This is a genomic window from Anderseniella sp. Alg231-50, assembly GCF_900149695.1.
Taxonomy (GTDB): domain Bacteria; phylum Pseudomonadota; class Alphaproteobacteria; order Rhizobiales; family Aestuariivirgaceae; genus Anderseniella.
Window position 1 is genome coordinate 1,012,844 of sequence record NZ_LT703003.1, and the last position, 23,041, is coordinate 1,035,884.

The following is a 23,041-nucleotide window of genomic DNA, read 5'->3' on the forward strand; positions in this document are numbered from 1 at the left end:
ATGGTGAAAGTTTGAAACGAGCCGCAAAAATGGCTAAAGCTAAGATTAGAAACTGGATCGCAGAGGTCCGGGCCAACTTTCTTTCGACTATTTGCCCGGTCGATGTGGGGACATCATGATCACTGTACTGCCTCGACGCAACTCGATTGCACGCCGGATTGTCACGCTGGCAGCCATGCTGATGACGGTGCTGCTGGTTTCTGCCTGCTCCACCGGCGGGGTCAGTGTCGGCAGCCTGTTCTCCGATGACAAGCCGGAGGCCGGCAACACCGGACAGCAGGCACAGGGTACCTCGCCGTTCGGCGCTGCCCCCGGCGGCCCGGTCAAGGTTGCAATCCTGTTGCCGCTGTCGGCACCGGGGCAGACGGCATCGATCGGCAAGGCACTGAAAAACGCCGCAGAAGCCGCCCTGCTTGATTCCGGCAGCCAGAACATCCAGCTGATCACCAAGGACACCCAGGGCAATGCCGACGGCGCCCGCTCGGCCGCCAATGCCGCGCTCAATGAGGGCGCGACACTGATACTGGGTCCGTTGCTGTCGGCCGAGGTGCAGGCCATATCTCCCATTGCGCGCCAGCGAAATGTATCGGTCATCGCGTTTTCCTCGGTTGCCGGGGTTGCAGGTAACGGCGTCTACCTGATGAGCTTCCTGCCCAGCGAGGAAGTGTCCAACCTGGTGCGTTATGCCGCCACGCAGGGCATTCGCAACATCGCTGCCATGGTGCCGCAAAGCGCCTATGGCGGCAGTGCGGAAAATGCCCTGAACCAGGCGGCGGCGGCCAATGGCGCGAAAATCGTGGCGCTCGACAGGTATCCGCGCTCGGCAACCGGTGTTGCCAGTACCAGCAAGGCGGTTGCCGGCAAGATCGCCAACTCCACCAATAACATCCAGGGACTGTTCCTGCCGGAAGGCGGTTCGATGCTGGCCAATGCTGCCAACGGGCTGGGCGCTGCAGGCGTTACATCCGGCAAGGTCCGCATGCTGGGAACGGGCCTGTGGGACGAGCGCTCCACATCCAACGTGAAACTGGTCAGTGGCGGCTGGTATGCCGGCGTGTCACCGGACCTGATTGCACGCTTCTCCGGCCGCTATCAAAAAGCCTACGGAAACACGCCGCCAAGGCTTGCCAGCCTGGCCTATGATGCGGTCAGTCTCGCGGTCATCGTGACCAGGAACGCGCCCGGCGGCCGTGCATCTGCGCAAGACATCACCAATCCGGAAGGCTTCAAGGGGGTCAACGGCCTGTTCCGCTTCCGCCGCAACGGTCTGGTGGAACGTGGCCTGTCCATCCTGGAAGTAACGCCGACCGGGCCGCGTGAGGTTTCACCCGCACCTGACCGGTTCAGCGCAGCGTTTTAACCGCAATATACTCTATGACTGAATTCAGCACCTGACGCCCCGCAGGCGTGGCAACAATGCTGTCCTCGTCCTGCATCAGGCACACCAGGCCGTCTGCAACCAGGTGGTCAAGTTGTGACCTGTCGAGGCGCCTGCCGCTCATCCGTTCAATGCGCCTCAGGCTGACGCCTTGCGTGGTGCGCATCCCCATCAACAGACATTCGTGCGCGGCATCCTCGCCAGCCACCACAGTGTCTTCCACCACACCATTGCGGTCGGCTGAAACACTGCCCAGCCAGGTCTCGGGATGCTTCTCGGTTGCCAGGGCCCGCCTTGAGCCGTCGTCGGCAACCAGCCTTGAATGGGCGCCCGGCCCGACACCTGCATACTCGCCATAGGTCCAGTACAGCATATTGTGCCGGCATTCGTGTCCGGTGCGGGCGTGGTTGGAAACCTCGTAGGCCGGAAGACCGGCTGCCGACGTCAGGTCCCGGGTAATCTCATACATCTCGGCTGCATGATCTTCGTGCGGTGTCGCCAGCTGGCCCGCCTCGTGCAGCCTGAAGAACGCCGTTTCCGGTTCGATGGTCAACTGGTACAGCGACATGTGGCCTGCCTGCTCGGCCAATGCCTGCCTGAGTTCGGACTCCCACCGGTCCGGGGTCTGGCCGGGCCGTGCGTAGATCAGGTCAAATGACGTACGCGGGAAAATCCGCGCCGCCATCTGGAAAGCGGCGAGGCCTTCTTCTACCGAGTGCTGCCTGCCGAGGTATTTGAGGTCAGCCTCGTTGAGTGCCTGGATGCCCACCGACACCCGGCTTACGCCGGCGCTGCGATAACCGGCGAAATTGGCCGCTTCCGCGCTGGTGGGGTTGGATTCCAGGGTGATTTCCACATCATCGGCCATCGGCCACAGGTCAGCCACCGTGTCGATGACCTGGCCGACAATGGCAGGAGGCATCAGTGACGGCGTACCGCCGCCGAAAAACACACTTGTTACCGTGCGGCCCGGCGTCTGGCGAGCAAACCAGCTCAGCTCATCTGCAAGAGCGTCACCGAAGCTGGCCGGGTCGACACCGTGATGGCGGACATGGGAATTGAAATCGCAATACGGGCACTTGGCCTTGCAAAACGGCCAGTGAACGTAAATACCCAGATTGCGTTGGGTCATTTGGCTTGCACCTAGATTCCGGACGGTGACAGGGCTTCAACAAGCTGGGCGAAGGCATGGGCGCGATGCGACATGGCATGCTTGGCATCCGGGTCCATTTCCCCGAACGTGATATCGTGACCAGCCGGCTTGAACACCGGATCATAACCGAAGCCGTGCTCGCCCCTGGGTGGCCATACCATTTCACCATGCACCTTGCCGGTAAACACCTGTGACGTCCCGCCCGGCAATGCCAGACACAAGGCACAGACAAAATGCGCCGAACGGGCTGCCGGTGCCATTGCACCGGCGCTGATCAACTCATCTTCAACCTTGCGCATGGCCACGGCAAAATCCTTGGTCGGCCCGGCCCAGCGCGCCGAGTAAATGCCCGGCGCCCCGTCAAGTGCGTCGACACAAAGACCTGAATCGTCCGACAGTGCCGCCAGGCCGGATGCGGTCATGGCAGCTTCCGCCTTCAGGCGGGCATTGCCCTCGAAGGTCGTCTCGGTTTCTTCCGGCTCCGGCAAGTCAAGTTCGCCGGCCGACACCACGTTGAGACCGAGCGGTGCCAGCAAGGCGGAAATTTCACGCACCTTGCCCTGGTTGTGGCTTGCAACAACCAGCTTGCTGTCCGGAATTTCCAGTTGCATGGTCAAGCCACGGTTGCCTTTTGCAGGGCAACCAGCTCGCCGATGCCGTTGGTGGCCAGGTCAAGCAACTTGAGCAGTTCATCCTGCGAGAACGGTACGCCTTCGGCAGTGCCCTGCACCTCAACGATGCCGCCCGATCCGGTCATGACAAAATTCGCATCGGTTTCAGCGTTTGAATCTTCCGCGTAATCGAGGTCGGCAACCGGCTGGCCCTGGTAAATCCCGCATGACAGGGCCGCAATGTGATCGGTCAGCGCCGTGGTCTCGATCATGCCCTGCTTGACCATGTGGGCCATGCAATCGTGCAGCGCGACCCAGGCCCCTGTTATGGACGCCGTGCGCGTGCCGCCGTCGGCCTGGATGACATCGCAGTCCACGGTGATCTGGCGCTCGCCCAGTGCTTCCATGTCGACGACCGCGCGCAGTGAGCGCCCGATGAGGCGCTGGATTTCCTGGGTGCGGCCGGACTGCTTGCCGGCGGTCGATTCACGGCGCATGCGGCCGCCGGTCGAGCGCGGCAGCATGCCGTATTCCGCCGTAACCCAACCCTTGCCGCCACCGCGAAGCCAGGGCGGAACCCGGTCTTCCAGGCTGGCGGTGCACAGAACATGAGTGTCGCCGAACTTGATCAGGCAAGAGCCTTCTGCATGCAGGGAGAAACCGCGCTCCATGGTAACCTTGCGCAATTCCCCGGTTTTTCTGCCTGATGGCCTCATGTAATTTTCCTGACTTTGCTGAATGTCTGATTTGATGGGCGTGGTTTATACCAAAGGAGGATTTTCGCAACGCCAAACAGCCAAAGCGTTCACAACCGCGTGTGACGGCAATTGACGCTGTCCGGGGTCGCACCTAAGTTCTAGGATATAAGATGATGCAACCTGATCAAAGCCCGGATACCCATGAAAGCCATTGATGATCGTCTGACCGAGCTGTCTGTCCTGGACACGCGCTCGCGCGATATTTTCCGGCGTCTGGTGGAAACCTTTCTGGAAACCGGGGGGCCGGTAGGATCGCGGACTATTTCACGCCACTTGCCGGTCGGCCTGTCGCCGGCGTCGATCCGCAATGTGATGTCCGACCTGGAGCAGGCAGGGCTGATCTATTCGCCTCACACCAGCGCCGGGCGCATGCCAACGGAAACCGGATTGAGGTTTTTCGTCGATGCGCTGATGGAAGTGGGCCGGCTGACCACTGAAGAACGTTCGCAGATTGATGCGCAGATTGCCGGCCTCAACCGGGAAAAGACCACCGACGACATCCTGGCTGACGCCACCAACCTGTTGTCCGGACTGTCATCGTGCGCCGGGCTGGTGCTGTCGAGCAAGGCCAATGCGCGGATGCGGCATATCGAGTTTGTCAGCATCAGCGCTTCGAAGGCGCTTGTCATCATCGTTTCGGATGACGGCAATGTTGAAAACCGCACCATCGAGGTGCCGCGCGGACTGCCGCCGTCGACGCTGGCGGAGGTCAGCAATTTCCTGAACAGCCGCTGCCAGGGCCTGACCATCAGCGAGCTCAAGGACCAGTTGGACAGCCAGCTGCAAACAGTTGAACAGGAACTGGACGCGCTGGCGGCCCGCGTTATCGAGGCTGGCCTTGCCGTCTGGTCGGATGATGCCGGTGACGGCAAGAAATCGCTTATTGTGCGCGGCCGTTCGCACCTGATCGATGAAGCAGCGCATGTCGATGACATTGAACGCATCCGGAAACTGTTTGACGATCTTGAAAACAAGAAGGAGGTGATGAATCTCCTGGGCCTTGCCGAAGGCGGCGAAGGCGTGCGGATTTTCATCGGCTCGGAGACCAAACTTTTTTCCCTGTCAGGGTCATCGCTGGTGGTCGCTCCCTACCATGATGCCAAGGATAATATTGTTGGCGTGCTTGGGGTTGTCGGGCCAACGCGATTGAACTATTCACGTATTGTTCCCATGGTGGACTATACAGCGCAGGCAATAGGTCGTCTCATCTCTTGATTCTTGGCGCCGAAAAGCTGATATGCGTTGCATAAATCAGAACACTCACGAATTTGCGGATCAAATGCCATGACCGAAAACAAGCCTGTACCTGAAAACGACAATGTCCCGGAAGAAACCCTGACCAAGGAACAGCTTGAGGCTGCCGCCGATGCGCTGCTTGATGAAGACACCGGTGAAGATGCCTTCGAAATGGACACCTATGAGGAGTTGGCGACCGAAAACGCCGACCTGAAAGACCGCGTCCTGCGGGCCATGGCGGAGACTGAAAACCTGCGCAAACGCGCCGAACGCGAAAAAGCGGAAGCAACCCTTTACGCAGCCACCAATTTTGCCCGCGATCTTCTGTCGGTCAGCGACAACATGGCCAAGGCACTGGAAATGATGCCTGATGACGCCCGCAAAACCGCCGACGAAGCCACACGCAACCTGATTGAAGGTATCGAACTGACTCGCCGTGAGCTGCTCAATTCTTTCCAGAAACATGGTATAGCCGAGGTTAACCCCCTGGATGAGAAGTTTGACCCGCACTATCACCAGGCCATGTTTGAGGTGCCCGGCTCGGACCAGCCCAACGGTACCGTTGTCCAGGTGGTCCAGACCGGCTTCAAGATCGGCGAGCGGATCCTGCGTCCGGCCCTGGTCGGCGTCGCCAAGCAGGCCGAGGCCGACAAGGAAAAGAAAAACAAGAAGAAATAACCGGTCCGGAAGTGGCTGAAGGGTTCAGGTGAACCCGTGTTGCTATGACGGCAAATTCACTCTGCGCAGTGTGAGGTTCAGCCGGCCACCGCCGTTCAGCAATGTCGATGTGGCAGGTAACACCCTGTCCACGCCATGAAAATTCATCCGGGCGGGTCCGCCCATCACCAGCACATCTCCCGAGTGCAGTTTGATCGAGCGCGTCGGGTCTTTCCGCGAATTACCGCCGATTCTGAACACCGCCGTGTCGCCCAGTGAAACCGACACGACCGGTGCCTCGAAGTCCATTTCGTCCCTGTCCTGATGCATCCCCATGCGCGCCTTGCCGGTGTAATGGTTTACGAGGCAGGCTTCCGGCGGATGCGGGTAGTGCGCCAGGGTTTTCCACATATCCAGCAATTGTGCCGGTATGGCCGGCCACGGCTTGCCGGTTTCGGGATGGCAGGGCTGGTATCGATAGCCTGCCTTGTCGGTTACCCAGCCCAATGGGCCGAAATTTGTCATGCGAACCGACATCGGCTTGCCGGTGCGCGGCATCGCCGGTGTATAAAACGGGCACTCTGCAACCAACCCGCGCAGGGACGAAATCAGCTCTGTTTGCGCGCTCCGGTCGAGATAATCCGGGTATATCTGAAACCCATCTATTTGCATCTTGTTACAACATCGTCTTGATGACTGCGCCAAGCCTCACTATATAGCGTTTCGAACGCCGAACGTAACGCCGTGATTGCCGCAAGGCTGGCGACGTCCGGAAAGTCAGGAGCAACTGGAGTCTGTTACCGGCGCGACCGGATACCCATGCGCCGATTATAAAGGGCATGGCAACAGACGGCCTAATGGAGGGCATAATGGGTAAGGTAATCGGAATTGACCTTGGAACCACAAATTCGTGTGTTGCGGTCATGGAGGGCGGAAGCCCGAAAGTAGTAGAAAATGCAGAAGGTGCGCGTACCACACCTTCCATCGTTGCCTTCACTGGTGATGACGAGACGCTTGTAGGCCAGCCGGCCAAGCGCCAGGGTGTTACAAACCCGGAAAATACATTCTTCGCCATCAAGCGCCTGATCGGACGGCGCATGGATGACCCGATGGTCGAAAAGGACAAGAAGCTGGTTCCCTACAGCATCGTCAAGGCTGACAATGGCGATGCGTGGGTTGAGTCCCTGGGCAAGAAATTCGCACCCTCGCAGATTTCCGCCATGACGCTTCAGAAAATGAAGGAAACCGCTGAGCGCCATCTGGGCGAAAGCGTTACCCAGGCCGTTATCACGTGCCCTGCCTACTTCAATGACAGCCAGCGCCAGGCCACGAAGGATGCCGGCAAGATCGCCGGGCTTGAAGTCCTGCGCATCATCAACGAGCCGACCGCTGCAGCACTTGCTTACGGTCTCGACAAAAAAGATGCCGGCATCATTGCCGTGTATGACCTTGGCGGCGGCACGTTCGACGTATCCATCCTGGAAATCGGTGACGGCGTGTTCGAGGTAAAGTCCACCAATGGTGACACATTCCTTGGCGGTGAAGACTTTGACATGCGCATCGTCGACTACCTCGCCGACGAATTCAAAAAAGAAAACAGCATTGATCTGCGCTCCGACAAGCTGGCGCTCCAGCGTCTGAAGGAAGCGGCTGAAAAAGCCAAGATCGAGCTTTCGTCCGGTACCCAGACCGAAATCAACCTGCCGTTCATCACCGCAGATGCATCCGGTCCGAAGCACCTGACCCTGAAAATGACCCGCGCCAAGCTGGAATCGCTTGTGGATGACCTCATCCAGCGCACCGTTGAACCGTGCAAGTCGGCTCTCAAGGATGCCGGCCTGAAAGCTTCCGACATTGATGAAGTGGTGCTTGTCGGCGGTATGACCCGCATGCCGAAAGTCATCGACACTGTTAAGTCGTTCTTCGGCAAGGAGCCGCACAAGGGTGTGAACCCGGATGAAGTTGTGGCTATCGGCGCCGCCATTCAGGCGGGCGTGCTGCAGGGTGAAGTCAAGGACGTATTGCTGCTCGACGTGACGCCATTGTCGCTGGGCATCGAAACCCTGGGCGGCGTGTTCACGCGACTGATTGATCGCAATACGACGATCCCGACCAAGAAGAGCCAGGTGTTCTCGACCGCAGACGACAACCAGACTGCCGTGACCATCCGGGTGTTCCAGGGTGAACGCGAAATGGCGCAGCACAACAAGATGCTGGGCAATTTCGACCTGATGGGCATTCCGACCGCACCGCGCGGCGTACCGCAGATCGAGGTGACATTCGACATCGATGCCAACGGTATCGTCAATGTGTCGGCCAAGGACAAGGCAACCAACAAGGAACAGCAGATTCGCATTCAGGCATCTGGCGGCCTGTCGGATGATGAAGTCGAACAAATGGTCCAGGATGCCGAAAGCCACGCCGAGGAAGACAAGAAGAACAAGGAAATGGTGGAAGCCAAGAATCATGGCGAAGCCCTGATCCACTCCACCGAGAAATCCTTGTCCGAACACGGCGACAAGATCTCGGACGCCGACAAGTCTGCCGTCACCGCGGCCATCGACGATCTCAAGTCAGCGCTGGAAGGCGATAGTGTCGAGGACATCCAGACCAAGACCAATTCACTGTCGCAGGCTGCCATGAAGCTTGGTGAAGCCATGTACCAGGCTCAGGCCGAGGCAGCTGCAGAAGGTGACAGCGAGGCCGGTGAAGACGGTGGCACGCCGGAAGAAGATATCGTCGACGCGGACTTTGAAGAAGTCCAGGACGACGAGGACGACAAGAAGGCGTCCTAAAGACGGCAAAGTCATAATAAATCGCTCTGGAGCCCCGCTTGGCTCCAGAGTGCATTTGGGATGACGCGCCGCGGTAGTTGCTTTATCAGCACAGTCCCGCGATGGTCCTCCTGACAAGCAGCAAGCAGGCTGAGTATAAAATGGCGAAACGAGATTATTACGAGGTACTGGGCGTCGGCAAAACCGCCGATGACAAGGAGCTGAAAAGCGCTTTTCGCAAAATGGCGAAGCAGTATCATCCCGACGCCAATCCGGATGACAGTTCGGCGGAACAAAAATTCAAGGAAGCCAGCGAAGCCTACGAGGTCCTGAAGGAGCCGCAAAAGCGTGCTGCCTATGACCGCTTCGGCCACGCCGCTTTCGAAGACGGCCGCGGTGGTGCGGGCGGTCCCGGGTTCGGCCCGGAGTTTTCATCCTCCATGTCCGATATTTTCGAGGACCTGTTCGGCGAGTTCATGGGCGGCGGCGGTGGCGGCAGGCGTCCCGGCGGGCGTGGCGGCAGCAGTGCCGCGCGCGGTTCGGACCTGCGCTACGACATGGAAATCTCGCTGACCGATGCCTATGCCGGCAAGTCGGCGCAAATCCGGGTGCCGACCTCGGTGTCGTGCGAGACCTGCTCCGGCAGCGGGGCCAAGCCGGGCACCAACCCAAGCACCTGTTCGACCTGTAACGGCCAGGGCGCCGTCAGGTCATCATCCGGTTTCTTTACGGTGGAGCGTGCCTGCCCGACATGCCAGGGCCGGGGAACTGTCATATCCGATCCATGCACCAATTGCTCCGGCCAGGGCCGGGTTCAGAAAGAGCGCACCCTGTCGGTGAACATTCCCGCCGGTGTGGAAGACGGCACGCGCATCCGCCTCGCCAATGAAGGCGAAAGTGGCGTGCGGGGCGGTCCTGCCGGTGACCTCTACATCTTCCTGGCAATCAAGCAGCACGAGTTCTTCCAGCGTGACGGGGCCGACCTGTTTTCGCGCGTACCGATCTCCATGACATCAGCTGCTCTTGGCGGTGAAATCGAAGTGCCGACCATTGACGGCAAGAAGGCGCGCGTGACCATTCCCGAAGGCACCCAGGGCGGCAAGCAGTTCCGCCTCAAGGGCAAGGGCATGCCGGTGCTGCGTTCAAGCCAGCATGGCGACATGTATATTCAGGTGAGCGTCGAAACACCGGTAAACCTGTCCCGCAAGCAAAAGGATCTGCTGCGGGATTTCGAAAGCCAGGGCAAGGACAACTCTCCGCAGTCGGCAGGGTTTTTTACCAAAGCGCGTTCATTCTGGGATAGTTTCGGCAGCTAGGGCCTGAAGCCTGGACAACCGCCGATCCCGATTTGATCAAACCTGAACCTATCAAGGAGAAGCCTTCATGGCCAAGGCATACTGGATTGCACACGTCACCGTCAGCGACCCTGACCAGTACAAGCACTATGCCGACGCGGCTCCTGAGGCGTTCAAGAAATACAATGCCCGCATGCTGGCCCGCGGCGGTCAGCACTCCCAGATGGAAGGCACCGGCAAGGCTCGAAATGTAGTCATTGAATTCGACAGCTACCAGGATGCGATCGACTGCTTCAACAGCGACGAATACCAGGCCGCCCGTGCCAAGCGCCTGGGAGCCGGTGAAGCGGATATTGTGATCGTCGAAGGCGTCTAGAACGCCTAGAGCAACATGGTTTCACCTGAAACCATAAAGTTGCTCCAACACTTCAAAAGCGATCAGGTTTATGTTTTTTGGTTGATTCAACCAAAAATCATCCTGATCTATGCCTGCCCGAAACGCTTTGTCAGTGCCGACAGGCCGGCCGTATAGATGCCGGAAATTACCTTTGACGCCGTTTCATCGTCCGCCCCGTCAGCGTTGAACTTGCCGGTCCAGTCAACAGTACATTTGCCGTCGTTACCGGCTGTCACCTTGATGGTCGAATGATAATCGGCAACCGGCAAGGGACCGTCGATGATTGAATAGCTCTGGCTCATCGCCGCATCATCGTGAGCTTCCAGCTTTTCCGTCAAAACACCGCCACCTGAAATGTTGATGACACGTACGGTATCGTCGCCGCGTGTCTCAATCGTCGAAGTCACAGCCGCAGGATGCCACTCGGCAAGATTTCCGAATTCACTGATTGCGGCCCAAACCTCGGCAGCACCGGTACTCAACACAGCAGATTCGTGAACGTTCAGCATAACAATCAATTCCCCTTAGCGATCAGATAACGCAAGTCTGCCCGCTGGCACCGTCATTGTCCATTGGGCAAACAACAGCTTAGCGCCGAACAGGCCGATTTAGGACGATAGATCAGCACTGGATGCAACATAGCGCGCCGTTTTACCCGTTTCGATTTTCACCAGGCCCTAGGCACCCGCTCCGTTCGCTGTTATCACATTGCAGACAGTCCAATTCCAATGAACGGGCCTATAGAAAAATGCTCAAGCTTGTTGTTGCAGGTGCCGGCGGGCGCATGGGCCAGACACTGACCCGGCTCATCCATGCGCACCCTTCCTGTGAAGTCGCCGGCGGCCTCGAACCAAAGGGCTCGCCTGTTGTCGGCAAGGACCAGGGCGCCGTCGCCGGATTGGGCGACATCGGCACGCTGATCTCCGATGACCCGCTTTCGGTACTGGTGAAGGCCGATGCGATAATCGACTTCACCTTACCCGCAGCGAGCGTTGCACTGGCCGGTGTCGCGGCACAGGCCCGGATCGTCCACGTCATCGGCACCACCGGCCTCAGCACGACGGATGAGGCGGCCATAGAGGCGGCATCGCGGCACGCGCGCATCGTCAAGTCCGGTAATATGAGCCTCGGCGTGAACCTGCTGGCAGCTATCGTCAGGCAGGTCGCCGCATCGCTTGACGAGAGTTTCGATATCGAAGTTGTCGAGATGCACCATCGCCACAAGGTCGATGCGCCGTCTGGAACCGCCCTGCTGCTTGGCAACGCCGCGGCGGAGGGCCGAAAGATTGACCTTGCCGGACACTCGGTGCGCAGCCGTGACGGCCACACAGGTGCCCGCAAGGACGGTGACATCGGATTTGCCACCTTGCGCGGCGGCAGTGTGGTCGGAGATCACTCCGTGGTTTTTGCCGGGCAGTCCGAACGCATTGAGTTGTCCCACAAGGCCGAATCGCGCGAGATTTTTGCCAATGGCGCCATCAAGGCGGCGTTATGGGCCCATGATCAGAAACCCGGGCTATACTCGATGACGGATGTACTCGGCATTGACTGATTTCAACCAGACCCCAACCAGAAGGCGATACTTCACATGAGTGGAACTCTTGTGCTCGTCCGGCACGGACAAAGCGAATGGAACCTGAAGAACCTGTTCACCGGCTGGGAAAACCCCGGCCTGACGGACAAGGGTGTCGAGGAAGCCCATACGGCAGGCCGCAACCTGAAGGCTGAAGGGCTGGTGTTCGACCTTGCCTTCACCAGCGTCCTGGACCGGGCCCAGCGCACGCTTGACATCATGCTGGAAGAACTGGGGCAGACCGACTTGCCGACCACCCGCGACCAGGCCCTGAACGAGCGCGACTACGGTGACCTGACAGGACTGAACAAGGATGACGCGCGCAAGAAGTGGGGTGAGGAGCAGGTGCACATCTGGCGCCGGTCTTATGATGTTCAGCCACCCGGCGGCGAGAGCCTGCGCGATACCCTGGCGCGCTCCCTGCCCTATTACATGAAGGCAATCCAGCCGCACGTGCTTGACGGCAAAACCATCATCGTCGCCGCACACGGCAATTCCCTGCGGGCGCTGGTGATGGCGCTGGAAGGCCTGAGCCCGGAGACAATCCTGAAGCGCGAGATCGCAACAGGCGTGCCGATCATCTACAGGCTGAACGCCAACGGCACCATTGCCAGTTCACAAGTGCTGGAACACTGACGCCATCGCCAACGGCTTTGGGTCAGGCGTTGCCGGCCGCGCCGGCTTCCCAGCCGAGGATCGCCTTCTTGCGCGTCAGACCCCAGTGATAGCCGCACAGGCCGCCTGACTTGCCCAGCACCCGATGACACGGAACCACAAATGATATCGGATTCTTGCCGACCGCGGTGCCGACGGCGCGAACCGCCTTGGGCTTGCCGATTGTGTCGGCCACGTCGGAATAGGTGGTCGCCGAGCCCAGCGGAATACGCAACAGGGTTTCCCAGACACGCACCTCGAAATCAGTGCCGATCATGACAATGCGCAAGGGTTGATCCGGGCGCCATTCATTGCGGTCGAAGATGCGCTTGGCCATGGCGGCGGTTGCCTTGTCATCGCGCACATATTCGGCGTTCGGCCAGCGCCTGGCCATATCCTCGAAGGCCGTCATTTCTCCACCTTCATCTGCAAATGCCAGGCCTGCCAGGCCATGCAAGGTGGTCAGCACCACTGCGGTCCCGAACGGTGACGCATGGCACCCCCAGGTGATGGTCAGGCCGGCGCCCTTGGCCCGGTACACTCCCGGCGGCATGCCCTCATGAGTTACGAACAGGTCGTGCAGCCTTCCGGCACCGGACAGGCCAACCTCGTATGCCGTATCCAGCACGGTTGCCGAGTCCTGCAACAGCTGCCTGGCGCGGTCGATGGTAATGGCCTGCATGAACGATTTCGGCGTCAAGCCTGCCCAGCGCGAGAAACTGCGCTGAACCGAATCGGGGCTGGCTCCGACATTGCCGGCGATCTCATCCAGCGAGGGATGATCGATCCAGTGTTCCGACACAAACTCGATGGTGCGGCGGACAAGCTCATAATCATTGGTCTGGACGGTCTGTAACATGACAAGCGATCCTGAAGTTATTATTTCACTGTCAGCGATAATAGGTCTTCCGGACCCGCGCAGCCACCCGTTTTACGGACGATCAGGGTCAAATACGCGGCCGGGCGAGTATTTCTTTCAGTGTTATCGCCAGGGACTTCCGGTCGTAAGGGGCCAGAAAACTGCCGACCTCCGTCACCATTTCGCGTGACGACAGAAACAGGCGACCGATCAGCTCGCGCTCGGCATCCTCCTCCAGGCGAACCTTTGCCCATGCCCGGACAAGCTTCTGGGTCTGATCGGGTTTGCGCGCCTTCATCCTGGTAATGGTCACTTCCGCATCGCTGATGCAGATATTCTCCTGGCATTCCGCATCACGGTAATTGCGCTTTATCGCCCACCAGATCAGCGCCACGTCAAGCCCGAAGAAACCGAACACCGGCCACGCGCCCATCAGCAGGAAGGCCAGCCCGGCAATGAAACTGACCGCGGCGATACAGGACATCAAAATGATGAAACCCTTCCGCGACAGGGATCGATAAGGATACAGTTCAATGGTAATAGGAGCTGACTGCACTGGTGTTTCCCGGTTGAGTTCAATTGAGGTGCTGCATGTCTCACGATGTGAGCGTGGCTTTGGATCAATCATGACCGGACGCGTTTCATGCAACACAAGGAGAGCATTTTTTGATGGCACGGCGCAAGAAACTCAATGCCGCAGAAATGGAGCAGGTATTCCAGCGGTTCGCCGAAGACAACCCGGATCCCGTGGGTGAACTGATGTCGGTCAACACCTTCACCTTCCTGGTGGCGGTGGTGCTGTCGGCACAAGCCACGGACGAGGGTGTCAACAAGGCCACCCGCGGCCTTTTCCAGGCTGCCGACACACCTGAAAAAATGCTGGCGCTTGGCGAAGACAAAGTGCGCGAGCACATTCGCACCATCGGGCTTTATCGAAACAAGGCAAAGAACGTCATCGCGCTGTCGCGCGACCTGGTGGAGAAGCATGACAGCCAGGTTCCGGATAACCGGGAAGCGCTGGAAGCCCTGCCCGGGGTCGGCAGAAAAACCGCCAACGTGGTTTTGAACAATTGTTTCGGACAACCCACCATCGCGATCGACACGCATTTGTTCAGGCTGGCCAACCGGGTCGGCCTGGCGCCGGGAAAGACAGTGCTTGCCGTTGAGCAGGGCCTGCTAAAGCGGGTGCCGAAAGCCTACATGCTGCATGCCCATCACTGGCTGATCCTGCATGGACGCTATATCTGCAAGGCGCGCAAACCTGAATGTGAGAGATGTCTGATTTCAGACCTCTGCCTGTTTCCGGGCAAGAGTATCTAGATTACTCATGCGGTCCTCTGGTCCATCGCTATCTTCTTGAAAATATGGACGAAATAAGACGTTGAAAACAACGGGACCAGGATATTCAGGAACGGGACCAGGGCAAGACCGGCAGGCACCAGCCCCGCAGCCCAGACACGGCCTGCATTGATCTTCCTCAAATTTGCAGCCTGCCGTCTCGGCATATGCCGCATGGCGACCATGGTGAAATATTCCCGTCCCAGCAGGTAGGCATTGGCCATCAGCATGATGGCCACACCGATACCGAAGAACACGGTTGGCAGCACCAGTATGTTGACCGCCAGGACCAGCAATCCGAACTGCAGACCCATCAGGGCCGACGACCATGCGGACGGCGGATTGCCCTTGGGGTCGCCGGAATAATGGTGGACTTCAACTATGTCTGCGGCGGTATCCAGAAACAGTCCGGCAAAGATTGCCGTTACCGGCGCCATCAGGAAGAAAAACACCACCAGCAGAACAAGACTTGCCGCGCCGGCAATAACCTCGTCGAGCCACGGCCAGGGCAATACCAGCAATGCCGCACTGCCGACCCATAACGCCGCCAGCACACCGACGAACACCAGCAGCGTCAATCCAATGGCCTTCCACAGGATCGAACGAAACTCAGGTGAAAGAACATCACGCATGGCACGGAATGTTGAGGCAATCATGTATCGGGTATCCAAAATCAGATGCGGGTGTGTCTGGCAAATAAGAAGATCGCGCTGGCGATGCAAGTGCCGATTGCAACGCAGCAAGAAACTTGTGTATGCACTTGCGAGCTTTATCCCACCTGAATCAGGAACCCACCCATGCCGCAGAAAAATGTAGATGTCCTTGGAATTGGCAACGCGATTGTCGATGTGATCGCCCGCCATGACGACGCATTTCTCGACGACAACGCCCTGGAAAAGGGTTCGATGCTGCTGATCGATGAAGATGGCGCCCTGTCCCTGTATGACAAGATCGGACCGGCCACCGAGATTTCCGGCGGGTCCGCTGCAAACACGATTGCAGGCGTTACCTCACTGGGCGGATCGGCCGGATACATCGGCAAGGTCGCGACCGACCAGATCGGTGATGTGTTCGCCCATGACATTCGCGCAGCCGGGGTAAGTTTCGACACACCTGCTCTCGATGGCGGACCGCAGACGGCGCGCTGTATCGTGATCGTGACGCCGGACGGGCAACGAACCATGTCCACCTATCTGGGCGCCTGTGCCATGCTGGGTCCGGACGATGTCAGCGAAAACGAAGTGGCGTCCGCCACCATCACCTACCTGGAAGGCTATCTCTGGGACCGGCCCAACGCCAAGGATGCGTTCAGAAAGGCCGCACAACTGGCTTCGGAAAACCAGCGCCAGGTGGCTCTTACCCTGTCGGATTCGTTTTGCGTGGACCGGCATCGCGAAAGCTTCCTGTCCCTGATCCGCGACGGCGTCGATATCCTGTTCGCCAACGAGGCGGAAATCCTCTCGCTGTACGAAACATCAAGCCTGCAGGAGGCCATGTCGGCGGTGGCGCAGGATTGCTCGCTGGCGGCCATCACGCGGTCGGAAAAAGGCAGCGCCATTGTGAGCGGAAGCACGGTAACGGAAGTCGCCGCACAACCGGTCAGCCAGGTAGTGGATACCACCGGTGCCGGTGACCTGTACGCTTCCGGGTTTCTGTTCGGGCAGGCTCACAACAAACCGGTGGCAGAATGTGCCCGGCTTGGACATGTGGCAGCAGCTGAAATCATCTCGCATATCGGCGCGAGACCGCAGGTGGACCTCAGATCCCTGGTCTAGAGCTTGCGCAGGTAGACAGAATTGATCAGGTGATCCGGGCCCTTGCGCAATATCAGGTCGGCACGCTGTCGCGTCGGCAGCACATTTTCGCGCAAGTTTGCCAGGTTGACGGTTTCCCAGATGCGGGTGGCGGTTTCCTGGGCTTCCACATCCGACAGTTTCGAATACCTGTGAAAGTATGACTTGGGATCCGCAAATGCGGTTTCACGAAACGAGAAGAACCTGTTGACGTACCAGGTGCGCAAATCGTTTTCATCGGCATCGATGAAGATCGAGAAGTCAAAATAGTCCGACACGTACGGTATGGCCTTGCCGTCACGTGGTGGCCGGCCTGTCTGCAATACGTTGAGACCCTCGACAATCAGTATGTCCGGCTGGTCAATGGTAATGTGCTTGCCCGGTTCAATGTCATAGCTGAAGTGCGAGTAGACCGGTGCGCGCACATTGTGGTTGCCGGCCTTGATGTCCGACAGGAACTTCAAGAGAACAGGCAGGTCATAGCTTTCGGGAAAGCCTTTACGGTTCATCAGGCCTTCACGTTCCAGCACGGCATTGGGCAGCAGAAACCCGTCTGTCGGCAGGAGCGCCACTTTCGGATGATTGGGCCAGCGCGCCAGCAGCCCGCGCAGGATCCTGGCGGTCGTGCTCTTGCCGCCGGCCACACTGCCGGCAATGCCGATAATATAGGGAACCTTGTGATTGTTGCCGCCGAGAAAGTTCTGCGTCACCGAAAACAGGTCCTGGCTGGCCGCGACATAGAGGTTCAGCAAGCGCGACAACGGCAGGTAGATGGCCACCACTTCATCCAGGTTCACGCGATCATTTACACCGCGCAGTTCCTCGACCTCGGCAGCCGTCAGGGTCAGCGGCGTATCGGCGCGGAGTTTCGCCCATTCGGTTCGTGTAAAGATCCGATACGGAGAAAGCCGTGATGTGTTCTGATCCATGGCAATCATATCAACCCGGATTGCGGGATGCCTTTTCTTCCAGACCGCTTTGCGAGAACCGGCTATCCAGTTCGTCCATCACCTGTTCCAGCGAAATGCCCGTCGCCTTCAAGAGCACGAGCATATGATACACCACATCGGCTGCTTCCGCTGTTGTGTGATTTGCATCCCTGCCTTGCGATGCAAGTATCAGTTCAATGGCTTCTTCACCGAATTTGCGGGCGCATTTTTCCGGTCCGGCGGCCAGCAGTCCCGCAGTGTAGGAGTTTTCTCCATCGGCCGCAGCAGCCCGTGACGCAATGATTGCCTCCAGGCGGGCCAGTGTCTGCAACTTGTCCAGCGTCTGCATTGTCATCTCCAGTTCCCGTGCGGGCGTCTATGCCAGTCGCACCGGCACTCCCTGTTGTGCCATGAATTGCTTGGCTTCGGAAATCGTGTGGGTTCCGAAATGAAAAATCGAGGCGGCAAGCACGGCACTGGCCTCGGCCTGCTTGATGCCGTCAACCAGATGCTGCAGGGATCCGACACCGCCGGACGCGATAACCGGCACATTGACGGCACGCGACACGGCCCGGGTGAGTTCGATGTCAAATCCGTCACCGGTGCCGTCCCGGTCCATCGAGGTCAGCAGGATCTCGCCGGCGCCCAGCGCGACCACTTTGCGGCAAAACTCAATCGCATCGATGCCGGTCGGTTCGCGCCCGCCATGGGTGAAGATTTCCCAGCGCAGCGGTTCGTCGTCGGCGCTCACCCGTTTGGCATCAACGGCCACTACAATGCACTGCGAGCCGAACTTGCGGGCTGCTTCGGCGACAAAATCCGGATCCTTCACCGCCGCGGTGTTGATCGACACCTTGTCGGCGCCGGCCAGCAGCAGTTTGCGGATGTCATCGGTTGTACGAACACCGCCGCCCACGGTCAGCGGCATGAAACACTGTTCAGCGGTCTGCCGCACAACATCAAAAATAATGCTCCGGTTTTCATGGCTGGCGGTGATGTCCAGAAAACACAATTCATCGGCGCCGGCCGCGTCGTAGGCCCTGGCGATCTGCACCGGATCGCCGGCATCGCGCAGATCGACAAAATTGACCCCTTTGACAACCCGGCCGTCCTTCACGTCGAGGCAGGGGATAATGCGGGCCTTAAGCATGAGCTGCACCTTTCAGGGTCTGCAATGCCAGTGCAGGGTCAATGCGGCCGTCATACAAGGCACGCCCGCTGATCGCGCCTTCCAGCACGGCACAATCTTCCTGTGTCAAACGGTTGATATCTTCCATGGACGCCAATCCACCGCTGGCAATGACCGGAATGCTGGTTGCGGCCGCCAGTTCCAGCGTGGACGTTATGTTCAAACCAGCCAGAATGCCGTCACGATCGATGTCGGTGTAGATGATGGCGGCAACACCGGCGTCCTCAAACTTGGACGCCAGGTCGAGAACACTCAAGGTGGAACTTTCCGCCCAGCCCTCAACCGCGACGTGACCACCCTTGGCGTCAATACCGACCGCAACGCGTCCGGGAAATTCCCTGCAGGCCCGACGCACCAGTTCAGGATCACGAACCGCGAGCGTGCCCAGAATGACCCGGGCAATACCCTTGTCAAGCCAGCCGGCAATCGCATCCAGATCACGGATGCCGCCGCCAAGCTGAACCGGAATGGAAACGGCGTCCAATATCGCCTCAACGGCGTCACCGTTGACCGAGGTGCCGGCAAAAGCACCGTTAAGGTCCACCAGATGCAGGTATTCGAACCCTTGCGCCTGGAACGTCCGGGCCTGGGCGGCGGGATCGTCGGCAAATACCGTCGCCTGTTCCATATCGCCCAGTTTCAGGCGGACACACTGGCCATCCTTGAGGTCAATCGCAGGAAAAAGAATCATCGATCAGGTGTTCCTCTAAGGAGCCCAGGTGAGAAAATTGGAGATAAAGGCCAGGCCAAGCGTCTGGCTCTTTTCCGGATGGAACTGCGTTCCCGCCATATTGCCGTTTGCAACCACTGCCGTGATCGGCTCTCCGTACCGGGCTGTCGCAACAACATCCGCATCCTTGTCGGCGCGCAGGTGGTAGGAATGCACGAAATAGGCGTGCTGGCCGCCGGAGCCGGTTTCGATACCGCTCAACAGCGCGTGCGGTTGCGTAACATCCAGCGTGTTCCAGCCCATGTGCGGAATCTTGAGGTCGGCGTCGCCAACGTCAATCCGGTCAACCTCGCCCTTTATCCAGCCGAAACCCGGTGTCACAGTATGTTCAAGACCGCGCGTGGCCATCAACTGCATGCCGACGCAAATCCCAAGGAAGGGCCGGGCTCTAGCGGTGCAGTGTTCCTCAATGGCCTGCCACATGCCGTCAATGGCATGAATGCCGTCGTGGCAATCGCGGTAGGCGCCGACGCCCGGCAGCACTACCCTGTCGGCACCGGCCAGTTGTTCCGGTGTGTCAACCAGTTCAATGCTGGCAGAGTTATCAAGCGTAGACGCTGCCCGCTCGAACGACTTCTGGGCCGAGCGCAGGTTACCTGAGCCGTAATCAATGATAGCAACCCGCATGCCTCATCTATCCGTTCTGATCTGAAAGCCGTGCAGTGAAAAACCGGTAGGAAGCTTCTTCTCCGTTGCCAGCGACAATATCGGCAACTTCTTCGAAGCCCCGTTTGGCCAGCGCCCGGCGCCGGAAATTGTTGCCTTCAAGACCGGCAAACAGATTGACCAGAATGCCCATGCCGCTGGTCAGGTTGTCAGGCCAGGAAAATGCATATCCGGCCAGCACAACCAGGCCGACTGCGACCAGGTAGCCGACAAGCGGCAACCACAGGCGATGCCACAACATCCAGAAAAACGGTATGAAGAACGCTGGCCAGGAAAACCCGTCCTTGACGAAGACAACGCCCTTGGTGTCTTCCGCGTGGTCCTGTTGCGGCGGGTCCTGTTTACTGTGGGCAGTATAAGTCAGCATGGCATCACTCTTCTCCGCCCAGCGTTCCCTTGGTCGAAGGAACAACGTCGGGCATGCGCGGGTCAATTTCAAGGCAGTCCCGCAGCGCACGCGCAACAGCCTTGAAGCAGCTTTCCGCAATATGGTGATTGTTGACACCATACAGGGTTTCAACGTGCAAGGTCATACCGGCATTGTGGGCAAAAGCCTGGAAGAACTCGCGGAACAGTTCGGTGTCCACTTCGCCGACCTTGTCGGCGCTGAACTCGGTACGCCATACCAGAAACGGCCTGCCAGAGACATCGATGCTGGCGCGTGACAGTGCCTCGTCCATAGCCAGATAGCAGTGGCCATACCGGCGGATACCGCGGCGGTCGCCCAAAGCCTTCGATATGGCCTGGCCCAGCGCAATACCGGTATCTTCGGCGGTGTGATGCATGTCGATATGCAGGTCACCGACAGTCTTGATGGTCATATCGATCAACGAATGACGCGACAGCTGGTCGAGCATGTGATCGAGAAAGCCTATGCCGGTCGCAATCGAACGTTTACCGGTTCCATCAAGGTTAACCTCAACGCTGACATCGGTCTCATTGGTCTTGCGTGCTATACTGGCTTTTCGCATGGTTAACTTCCGTCGTGGTGCGCCTGTTCGCGCTGACTTTTAGCAGGCTGCGACAGCGACGCAAGGCCCCAACCATGGCTTGATTAACCGGGCAGGGTCTTTTATTGGCCATAAGCAGTTCCCAGATAACTACCAGACATGCAACTGAAAGTTGATTTATGACACATAACACTGATGCCAGCCTGTGGCATGGAACCACAATTGTTACCGTCCGCAAGGGCGATTTGGTGGTGGTTGCCGGCGACGGCCAGGTCAGCCTGTCCAACACGGTGATCAAGTCAAATGCCCGCAAGGTGCGGCCATTGGGCAAGGGAGACGTCATTGCCGGGTTTGCCGGTGCAACGGCCGATGCCATGACGTTGTTCGAACGGCTTGAGGCCAAACTCGAACAGTACCCCAACCAGTTGACCAGGGCGTGCGTGGAACTGGCCAAGGACTGGCGTACCGACAGGTATCTGCGCCGGCTGGAAGCCATGATGATCGTCGCTGACCGGGAAACCAGCCTGGTGCTCACCGGTACCGGCGACGTGCTTGAACCGGAAAACGGCATCATCGCTATCGGCTCCGGCGGCAATTATGCCCTGGCCGCCGCACGCGCGCTTGCAGACAGCGACATGGATGCCGAACAAATTGCCCGGCGGGCCATGAAAATTGCTGCCGATATTTGTGTTTTCACCAATGAAAACGTGACGGTCGAGACACTCGGCAAAGACAAGTAGGAAATTTCAACACCATGACTGACTTCTCTCCACGCGAGATCGTATCGGAGCTTGACCGGCATATTGTCGGTCAGCAGGACGCAAAGCGCATGGTTGCCATCGCGTTGCGCAATCGCTGGCGCCGCAAGCAGCTAGATGCCGACCTGCGCGACGAAGTAATGCCGAAGAACATTCTGATGATCGGCCCTACCGGCGTCGGCAAGACCGAGATTGCAAGACGCCTGGCAAAGCTGGCCAATGCGCCGTTCATCAAGGTGGAGGCCACCAAGTTTACCGAAGTGGGCTATGTCGGCCGCGACGTTGAACAGATTGTCCGTGACCTTGTTGAAGTCGGCATCGGCCTTGCACGCGAAACACGGCGCAAGGATGTTGAGGCAAACGCCCAGGCCAACGCTGAAAACCGGGTGCTTGATGCACTGGTGGGACCGAATGCCTCAAAGGGCACGCGCGACAGTTTCCGGGCCAAACTGCGCAGCGGCGAGCTGGACGACAAGGAAATCGAGCTCGAGGTCGTCGACAACAGTTCCGGCATGCCGACAATGGACATCCCCGGCATGCCGGGTTCATCGGTCGGCATGGTCAATCTTTCCGACATGCTGGGCAAGGCACTGGGTGGACGGACCAAAACCCGGCGTACTACCGTACGTGAAAGCCATGACATCCTGATGCCGGAAGAATCCGACAAGCTCATTGACCAGGAGCAGATCACCAGTGAGGCCATCGAAGCCGTTGAGAACAACGGCATCGTGTTCCTGGACGAGATCGACAAGGTCACGGCCAGGGCAGACCGGCAGGGAGCGGATGTCAGTCGCGAAGGGGTGCAGCGCGATCTGCTGCCACTCATTGAAGGCACTACCGTCAGCACCAAGCACGGGCCGGTCAAGACCGACCATATCCTGTTCATCGCCTCAGGCGCGTTTCATGTCGCCAAGCCGTCTGACCTGCTGCCGGAACTGCAGGGCAGGCTGCCGATCCGGGTGGAACTGAAGGCGCTGAACCGCGATGATTTCGTGCGCATTCTGGTGGAACCCGAGGCTAGCCTGGTCAAACAGTACATTGCGCTGATGGCCACGGAAAACCTGACCCTGGAAGTCAGCGATGACGGGGTGGAGGCACTGGCCGACATCGCGGCGGAAGTAAACTCGTCAGTGGAAAACATCGGTGCACGCCGCCTGCAGACGATCATGGAACGGGTGCTTGAAGAGATAAGCTACACGGCCACCGACCGGGGTGGAGAGACCGTCGTTCTTGATCGCGCCTTTGTCGAAAAGAACATCGGCGATCTGGCCCGCGACACGGATTTGTCGAAGTTTATTCTCTAGAACAACATGGGTTCAATTGAACCCATAAAGTTGCTCCAG

At 58.7% G+C, this 23,041-nt stretch carries 27 protein-coding genes; 12 read left to right on the forward strand and 15 right to left on the reverse strand.

The window, feature by feature from the left end; all coding sequences use genetic code 11:
* Nucleotides 1-115 precede the first annotated feature (115 nt).
* Nucleotides 116-1,360, forward strand: coding sequence for a penicillin-binding protein activator (locus DHN55_RS04780; protein WP_108880213.1), 1,245 nt, complete (start codon nucleotides 116-118; stop codon nucleotides 1,358-1,360).
* Here DHN55_RS04780 and hemW read toward each other — a convergent pair.
* Genes hemW through rph form a run of 3 tightly spaced genes read right to left on the reverse strand, consistent with a single transcriptional unit; the run spans nucleotide 1,344 to nucleotide 3,858 of the window.
* The gene (gene hemW / locus DHN55_RS04785) at nucleotides 1,344-2,510 is read right to left on the reverse strand and encodes a radical SAM family heme chaperone HemW (protein WP_108880214.1); all 1,167 of its coding nucleotides are present in this window, start codon (nucleotides 2,508-2,510) and stop codon (nucleotides 1,344-1,346) included. The two genes, DHN55_RS04780 and hemW, sit on opposite strands and share 17 nt — an antisense overlap.
* Before the next feature lie 11 nt (nucleotides 2,511-2,521).
* A complete protein-coding gene (gene rdgB, locus DHN55_RS04790) occupies nucleotides 2,522-3,142 on the reverse strand; it encodes an RdgB/HAM1 family non-canonical purine NTP pyrophosphatase (protein WP_108880215.1) in 621 nt (206 codons plus the stop codon).
* Between the two features lie 2 nt (nucleotides 3,143-3,144).
* Entirely contained in the window at nucleotides 3,145-3,858 is a 714-nt protein-coding gene (gene rph / locus DHN55_RS04795; protein WP_108880216.1) for a ribonuclease PH, read from the reverse strand.
* A 183-nt stretch (nucleotides 3,859-4,041) separates the two neighbouring features.
* Between rph and hrcA the strand changes: the two genes are divergently transcribed.
* Together hrcA and grpE are read left to right on the forward strand one after the other, a co-directional pair.
* Nucleotides 4,042-5,115, forward strand: a complete 1,074-nt coding sequence (gene hrcA / locus DHN55_RS04800) for a heat-inducible transcriptional repressor HrcA (protein ID WP_108880217.1) — start codon at nucleotides 4,042-4,044, stop codon at nucleotides 5,113-5,115.
* Nucleotides 5,116-5,184: 69 nt separating this feature from the next.
* Nucleotides 5,185-5,814, forward strand: a complete 630-nt coding sequence (gene grpE / locus DHN55_RS04805) for a nucleotide exchange factor GrpE (RefSeq protein ID WP_108880218.1) — start codon at nucleotides 5,185-5,187, stop codon at nucleotides 5,812-5,814.
* Between the two features lie 42 nt (nucleotides 5,815-5,856).
* On the opposite strand, the gene DHN55_RS04810 is transcribed toward grpE, so the two are convergent.
* A complete protein-coding gene (locus DHN55_RS04810; protein WP_108880219.1) occupies nucleotides 5,857-6,465 on the reverse strand; it encodes an alpha-ketoglutarate-dependent dioxygenase AlkB in 609 nt (202 codons plus the stop codon).
* A 197-nt stretch (nucleotides 6,466-6,662) separates the two neighbouring features.
* Between DHN55_RS04810 and dnaK the strand changes: the two genes are divergently transcribed.
* The 3 genes from dnaK to DHN55_RS04825 all read left to right on the forward strand — a co-directional run bounded on the left by dnaK (nucleotide 6,663) and on the right by DHN55_RS04825 (nucleotide 10,238).
* Complete coding sequence (gene dnaK, locus DHN55_RS04815) at nucleotides 6,663-8,588, forward strand: molecular chaperone DnaK (RefSeq protein WP_108881712.1); 1,926 nt, start codon at nucleotides 6,663-6,665, stop codon at nucleotides 8,586-8,588.
* Nucleotides 8,589-8,728: 140 nt separating this feature from the next.
* Nucleotides 8,729-9,883 (forward strand): molecular chaperone DnaJ, encoded by a 1,155-nt coding sequence (gene dnaJ / locus DHN55_RS04820; protein ID WP_108881713.1) that lies wholly within the window; start codon nucleotides 8,729-8,731, stop codon nucleotides 9,881-9,883.
* Between the two features lie 67 nt (nucleotides 9,884-9,950).
* Nucleotides 9,951-10,238 (forward strand): DUF1330 domain-containing protein, encoded by a 288-nt coding sequence (locus tag DHN55_RS04825; protein ID WP_108880220.1) that lies wholly within the window; start codon nucleotides 9,951-9,953, stop codon nucleotides 10,236-10,238.
* 107 nt (nucleotides 10,239-10,345) lie between these two features.
* Here DHN55_RS04825 and DHN55_RS04830 read toward each other — a convergent pair whose 3' ends face one another.
* Nucleotides 10,346-10,768 carry an SRPBCC family protein gene (locus DHN55_RS04830; protein WP_108880221.1) on the reverse strand — a complete coding sequence of 141 codons (423 nt, stop codon included), beginning with the start codon at nucleotides 10,766-10,768 and terminating at the stop codon, nucleotides 10,346-10,348.
* Between the two features lie 239 nt (nucleotides 10,769-11,007).
* On the opposite strand from DHN55_RS04830, the gene dapB reads away from it, so the two are divergent.
* Nucleotides 11,008-11,811: a 4-hydroxy-tetrahydrodipicolinate reductase gene (gene dapB, locus DHN55_RS04835; RefSeq protein WP_108880222.1), complete on the forward strand. Its 804-nt coding sequence runs from the start codon at nucleotides 11,008-11,010 to the stop codon at nucleotides 11,809-11,811.
* A 36-nt stretch (nucleotides 11,812-11,847) separates the two neighbouring features.
* On the forward strand, nucleotides 11,848-12,468 hold the full coding sequence (locus tag DHN55_RS04840; RefSeq protein WP_108880223.1) for a 2,3-bisphosphoglycerate-dependent phosphoglycerate mutase: 621 nt from the start codon (nucleotides 11,848-11,850) through the stop codon (nucleotides 12,466-12,468).
* Nucleotides 12,469-12,490: 22 nt separating this feature from the next.
* Here the strand turns inward: DHN55_RS04840 and DHN55_RS04845 are convergent, their stop codons facing one another.
* A complete protein-coding gene (locus tag DHN55_RS04845; RefSeq protein WP_108880224.1) occupies nucleotides 12,491-13,345 on the reverse strand; it encodes a methylated-DNA--[protein]-cysteine S-methyltransferase in 855 nt (284 codons plus the stop codon).
* 88 nt (nucleotides 13,346-13,433) lie between these two features.
* A complete protein-coding gene (locus DHN55_RS04850; protein ID WP_337659925.1) occupies nucleotides 13,434-13,901 on the reverse strand; it encodes a DUF2244 domain-containing protein in 468 nt (155 codons plus the stop codon).
* Between the two features lie 113 nt (nucleotides 13,902-14,014).
* Between DHN55_RS04850 and nth the strand changes: the two genes are divergently transcribed.
* Nucleotides 14,015-14,665, forward strand: a complete 651-nt coding sequence (gene nth / locus DHN55_RS04855; protein WP_108880226.1) for an endonuclease III — start codon at nucleotides 14,015-14,017, stop codon at nucleotides 14,663-14,665.
* Nucleotides 14,666-14,670: 5 nt separating this feature from the next.
* Here the strand turns inward: nth and DHN55_RS04860 are convergent, their stop codons facing one another.
* The gene (locus DHN55_RS04860) at nucleotides 14,671-15,339 is read right to left on the reverse strand and encodes an EI24 domain-containing protein (protein ID WP_337659926.1); all 669 of its coding nucleotides are present in this window, start codon (nucleotides 15,337-15,339) and stop codon (nucleotides 14,671-14,673) included.
* Nucleotides 15,340-15,480: 141 nt separating this feature from the next.
* On the opposite strand from DHN55_RS04860, the gene DHN55_RS04865 reads away from it, so the two are divergent.
* The gene (locus DHN55_RS04865) at nucleotides 15,481-16,458 is read left to right on the forward strand and encodes a PfkB family carbohydrate kinase (protein ID WP_108880227.1); all 978 of its coding nucleotides are present in this window, start codon (nucleotides 15,481-15,483) and stop codon (nucleotides 16,456-16,458) included.
* Here the strand turns inward: DHN55_RS04865 and coaA are convergent.
* The 7 genes from coaA to hisB are packed head-to-tail and all read right to left on the reverse strand — an operon-like array spanning nucleotide 16,455 to nucleotide 20,961.
* On the reverse strand, nucleotides 16,455-17,405 hold the full coding sequence (gene coaA, locus DHN55_RS04870; RefSeq protein WP_337659927.1) for a type I pantothenate kinase: 951 nt from the start codon (nucleotides 17,403-17,405) through the stop codon (nucleotides 16,455-16,457). The genes DHN55_RS04865 and coaA overlap by 4 nt on opposite strands.
* 10 nt (nucleotides 17,406-17,415) lie before the next feature.
* Nucleotides 17,416-17,754 (reverse strand): phosphoribosyl-ATP diphosphatase, encoded by a 339-nt coding sequence (locus DHN55_RS04875; protein WP_108880228.1) that lies wholly within the window; start codon nucleotides 17,752-17,754, stop codon nucleotides 17,416-17,418.
* A 27-nt stretch (nucleotides 17,755-17,781) separates the two neighbouring features.
* The gene (gene hisF / locus DHN55_RS04880; RefSeq protein ID WP_108880229.1) at nucleotides 17,782-18,555 is read right to left on the reverse strand and encodes an imidazole glycerol phosphate synthase subunit HisF; all 774 of its coding nucleotides are present in this window, start codon (nucleotides 18,553-18,555) and stop codon (nucleotides 17,782-17,784) included.
* A complete protein-coding gene (gene hisA, locus DHN55_RS04885; RefSeq protein WP_108880230.1) occupies nucleotides 18,548-19,285 on the reverse strand; it encodes a 1-(5-phosphoribosyl)-5-[(5-phosphoribosylamino)methylideneamino]imidazole-4-carboxamide isomerase in 738 nt (245 codons plus the stop codon). The genes hisF and hisA overlap by 8 nt, the downstream gene beginning before the upstream one ends.
* Before the next feature lie 15 nt (nucleotides 19,286-19,300).
* On the reverse strand, nucleotides 19,301-19,951 hold the full coding sequence (gene hisH, locus DHN55_RS04890) for an imidazole glycerol phosphate synthase subunit HisH (RefSeq protein WP_108880231.1): 651 nt from the start codon (nucleotides 19,949-19,951) through the stop codon (nucleotides 19,301-19,303).
* 7 nt (nucleotides 19,952-19,958) lie between these two features.
* Nucleotides 19,959-20,357, reverse strand: coding sequence for a DUF2628 domain-containing protein (locus DHN55_RS04895; protein WP_108880232.1), 399 nt, complete (start codon nucleotides 20,355-20,357; stop codon nucleotides 19,959-19,961).
* Nucleotides 20,358-20,361: 4 nt separating this feature from the next.
* Nucleotides 20,362-20,961, reverse strand: a complete 600-nt coding sequence (hisB, locus tag DHN55_RS04900) for an imidazoleglycerol-phosphate dehydratase HisB (RefSeq protein ID WP_108880233.1) — start codon at nucleotides 20,959-20,961, stop codon at nucleotides 20,362-20,364.
* A gap of 158 nt (nucleotides 20,962-21,119) precedes the next feature.
* Here hisB and hslV point away from each other — a divergent pair, with 158 nt between their 5' ends.
* Both hslV and hslU read left to right on the forward strand, forming a co-directional pair.
* The gene (gene hslV / locus DHN55_RS04905; protein ID WP_108880234.1) at nucleotides 21,120-21,680 is read left to right on the forward strand and encodes an ATP-dependent protease subunit HslV; all 561 of its coding nucleotides are present in this window, start codon (nucleotides 21,120-21,122) and stop codon (nucleotides 21,678-21,680) included.
* Nucleotides 21,681-21,694: 14 nt separating this feature from the next.
* Nucleotides 21,695-23,002 (forward strand): ATP-dependent protease ATPase subunit HslU, encoded by a 1,308-nt coding sequence (gene hslU, locus DHN55_RS04910; protein WP_108880235.1) that lies wholly within the window; start codon nucleotides 21,695-21,697, stop codon nucleotides 23,000-23,002.
* Nucleotides 23,003-23,041: the final 39 nt, after the last annotated feature.

Coding starts and splice junctions, on each gene's coding strand:
- DHN55_RS04780 (WP_108880213.1), top strand. CDS start 116: ATGATCACTGTACTGCCTCGACGCAACTCGATTGCACGCCGGATTGTC.
- hemW (WP_108880214.1), bottom strand. CDS start 2,510: ATGACCCAACGCAATCTGGGTATTTACGTTCACTGGCCGTTTTGCAAG.
- rdgB (WP_108880215.1), bottom strand. CDS start 3,142: ATGCAACTGGAAATTCCGGACAGCAAGCTGGTTGTTGCAAGCCACAAC.
- rph (WP_108880216.1), bottom strand. CDS start 3,858: ATGAGGCCATCAGGCAGAAAAACCGGGGAATTGCGCAAGGTTACCATG.
- hrcA (WP_108880217.1), top strand. CDS start 4,042: ATGAAAGCCATTGATGATCGTCTGACCGAGCTGTCTGTCCTGGACACG.
- grpE (WP_108880218.1), top strand. CDS start 5,185: ATGACCGAAAACAAGCCTGTACCTGAAAACGACAATGTCCCGGAAGAA.
- DHN55_RS04810 (WP_108880219.1), bottom strand. CDS start 6,465: ATGCAAATAGATGGGTTTCAGATATACCCGGATTATCTCGACCGGAGC.
- dnaK (WP_108881712.1), top strand. CDS start 6,663: ATGGGTAAGGTAATCGGAATTGACCTTGGAACCACAAATTCGTGTGTT.
- dnaJ (WP_108881713.1), top strand. CDS start 8,729: ATGGCGAAACGAGATTATTACGAGGTACTGGGCGTCGGCAAAACCGCC.
- DHN55_RS04825 (WP_108880220.1), top strand. CDS start 9,951: ATGGCCAAGGCATACTGGATTGCACACGTCACCGTCAGCGACCCTGAC.
- DHN55_RS04830 (WP_108880221.1), bottom strand. CDS start 10,768: ATGCTGAACGTTCACGAATCTGCTGTGTTGAGTACCGGTGCTGCCGAG.
- dapB (WP_108880222.1), top strand. CDS start 11,008: ATGCTCAAGCTTGTTGTTGCAGGTGCCGGCGGGCGCATGGGCCAGACA.
- DHN55_RS04840 (WP_108880223.1), top strand. CDS start 11,848: ATGAGTGGAACTCTTGTGCTCGTCCGGCACGGACAAAGCGAATGGAAC.
- DHN55_RS04845 (WP_108880224.1), bottom strand. CDS start 13,345: ATGTTACAGACCGTCCAGACCAATGATTATGAGCTTGTCCGCCGCACC.
- nth (WP_108880226.1), top strand. CDS start 14,015: ATGGCACGGCGCAAGAAACTCAATGCCGCAGAAATGGAGCAGGTATTC.
- DHN55_RS04860 (WP_337659926.1), bottom strand. CDS start 15,339: ATGATTGCCTCAACATTCCGTGCCATGCGTGATGTTCTTTCACCTGAG.
- DHN55_RS04865 (WP_108880227.1), top strand. CDS start 15,481: ATGCCGCAGAAAAATGTAGATGTCCTTGGAATTGGCAACGCGATTGTC.
- coaA (WP_337659927.1), bottom strand. CDS start 17,405: ATGGATCAGAACACATCACGGCTTTCTCCGTATCGGATCTTTACACGA.
- DHN55_RS04875 (WP_108880228.1), bottom strand. CDS start 17,754: ATGCAGACGCTGGACAAGTTGCAGACACTGGCCCGCCTGGAGGCAATC.
- hisF (WP_108880229.1), bottom strand. CDS start 18,555: ATGCTTAAGGCCCGCATTATCCCCTGCCTCGACGTGAAGGACGGCCGG.
- hisA (WP_108880230.1), bottom strand. CDS start 19,285: ATGATTCTTTTTCCTGCGATTGACCTCAAGGATGGCCAGTGTGTCCGC.
- hisH (WP_108880231.1), bottom strand. CDS start 19,951: ATGCGGGTTGCTATCATTGATTACGGCTCAGGTAACCTGCGCTCGGCC.
- DHN55_RS04895 (WP_108880232.1), bottom strand. CDS start 20,357: ATGCTGACTTATACTGCCCACAGTAAACAGGACCCGCCGCAACAGGAC.
- hisB (WP_108880233.1), bottom strand. CDS start 20,961: ATGCGAAAAGCCAGTATAGCACGCAAGACCAATGAGACCGATGTCAGC.
- hslV (WP_108880234.1), top strand. CDS start 21,120: ATGACACATAACACTGATGCCAGCCTGTGGCATGGAACCACAATTGTT.
- hslU (WP_108880235.1), top strand. CDS start 21,695: ATGACTGACTTCTCTCCACGCGAGATCGTATCGGAGCTTGACCGGCAT.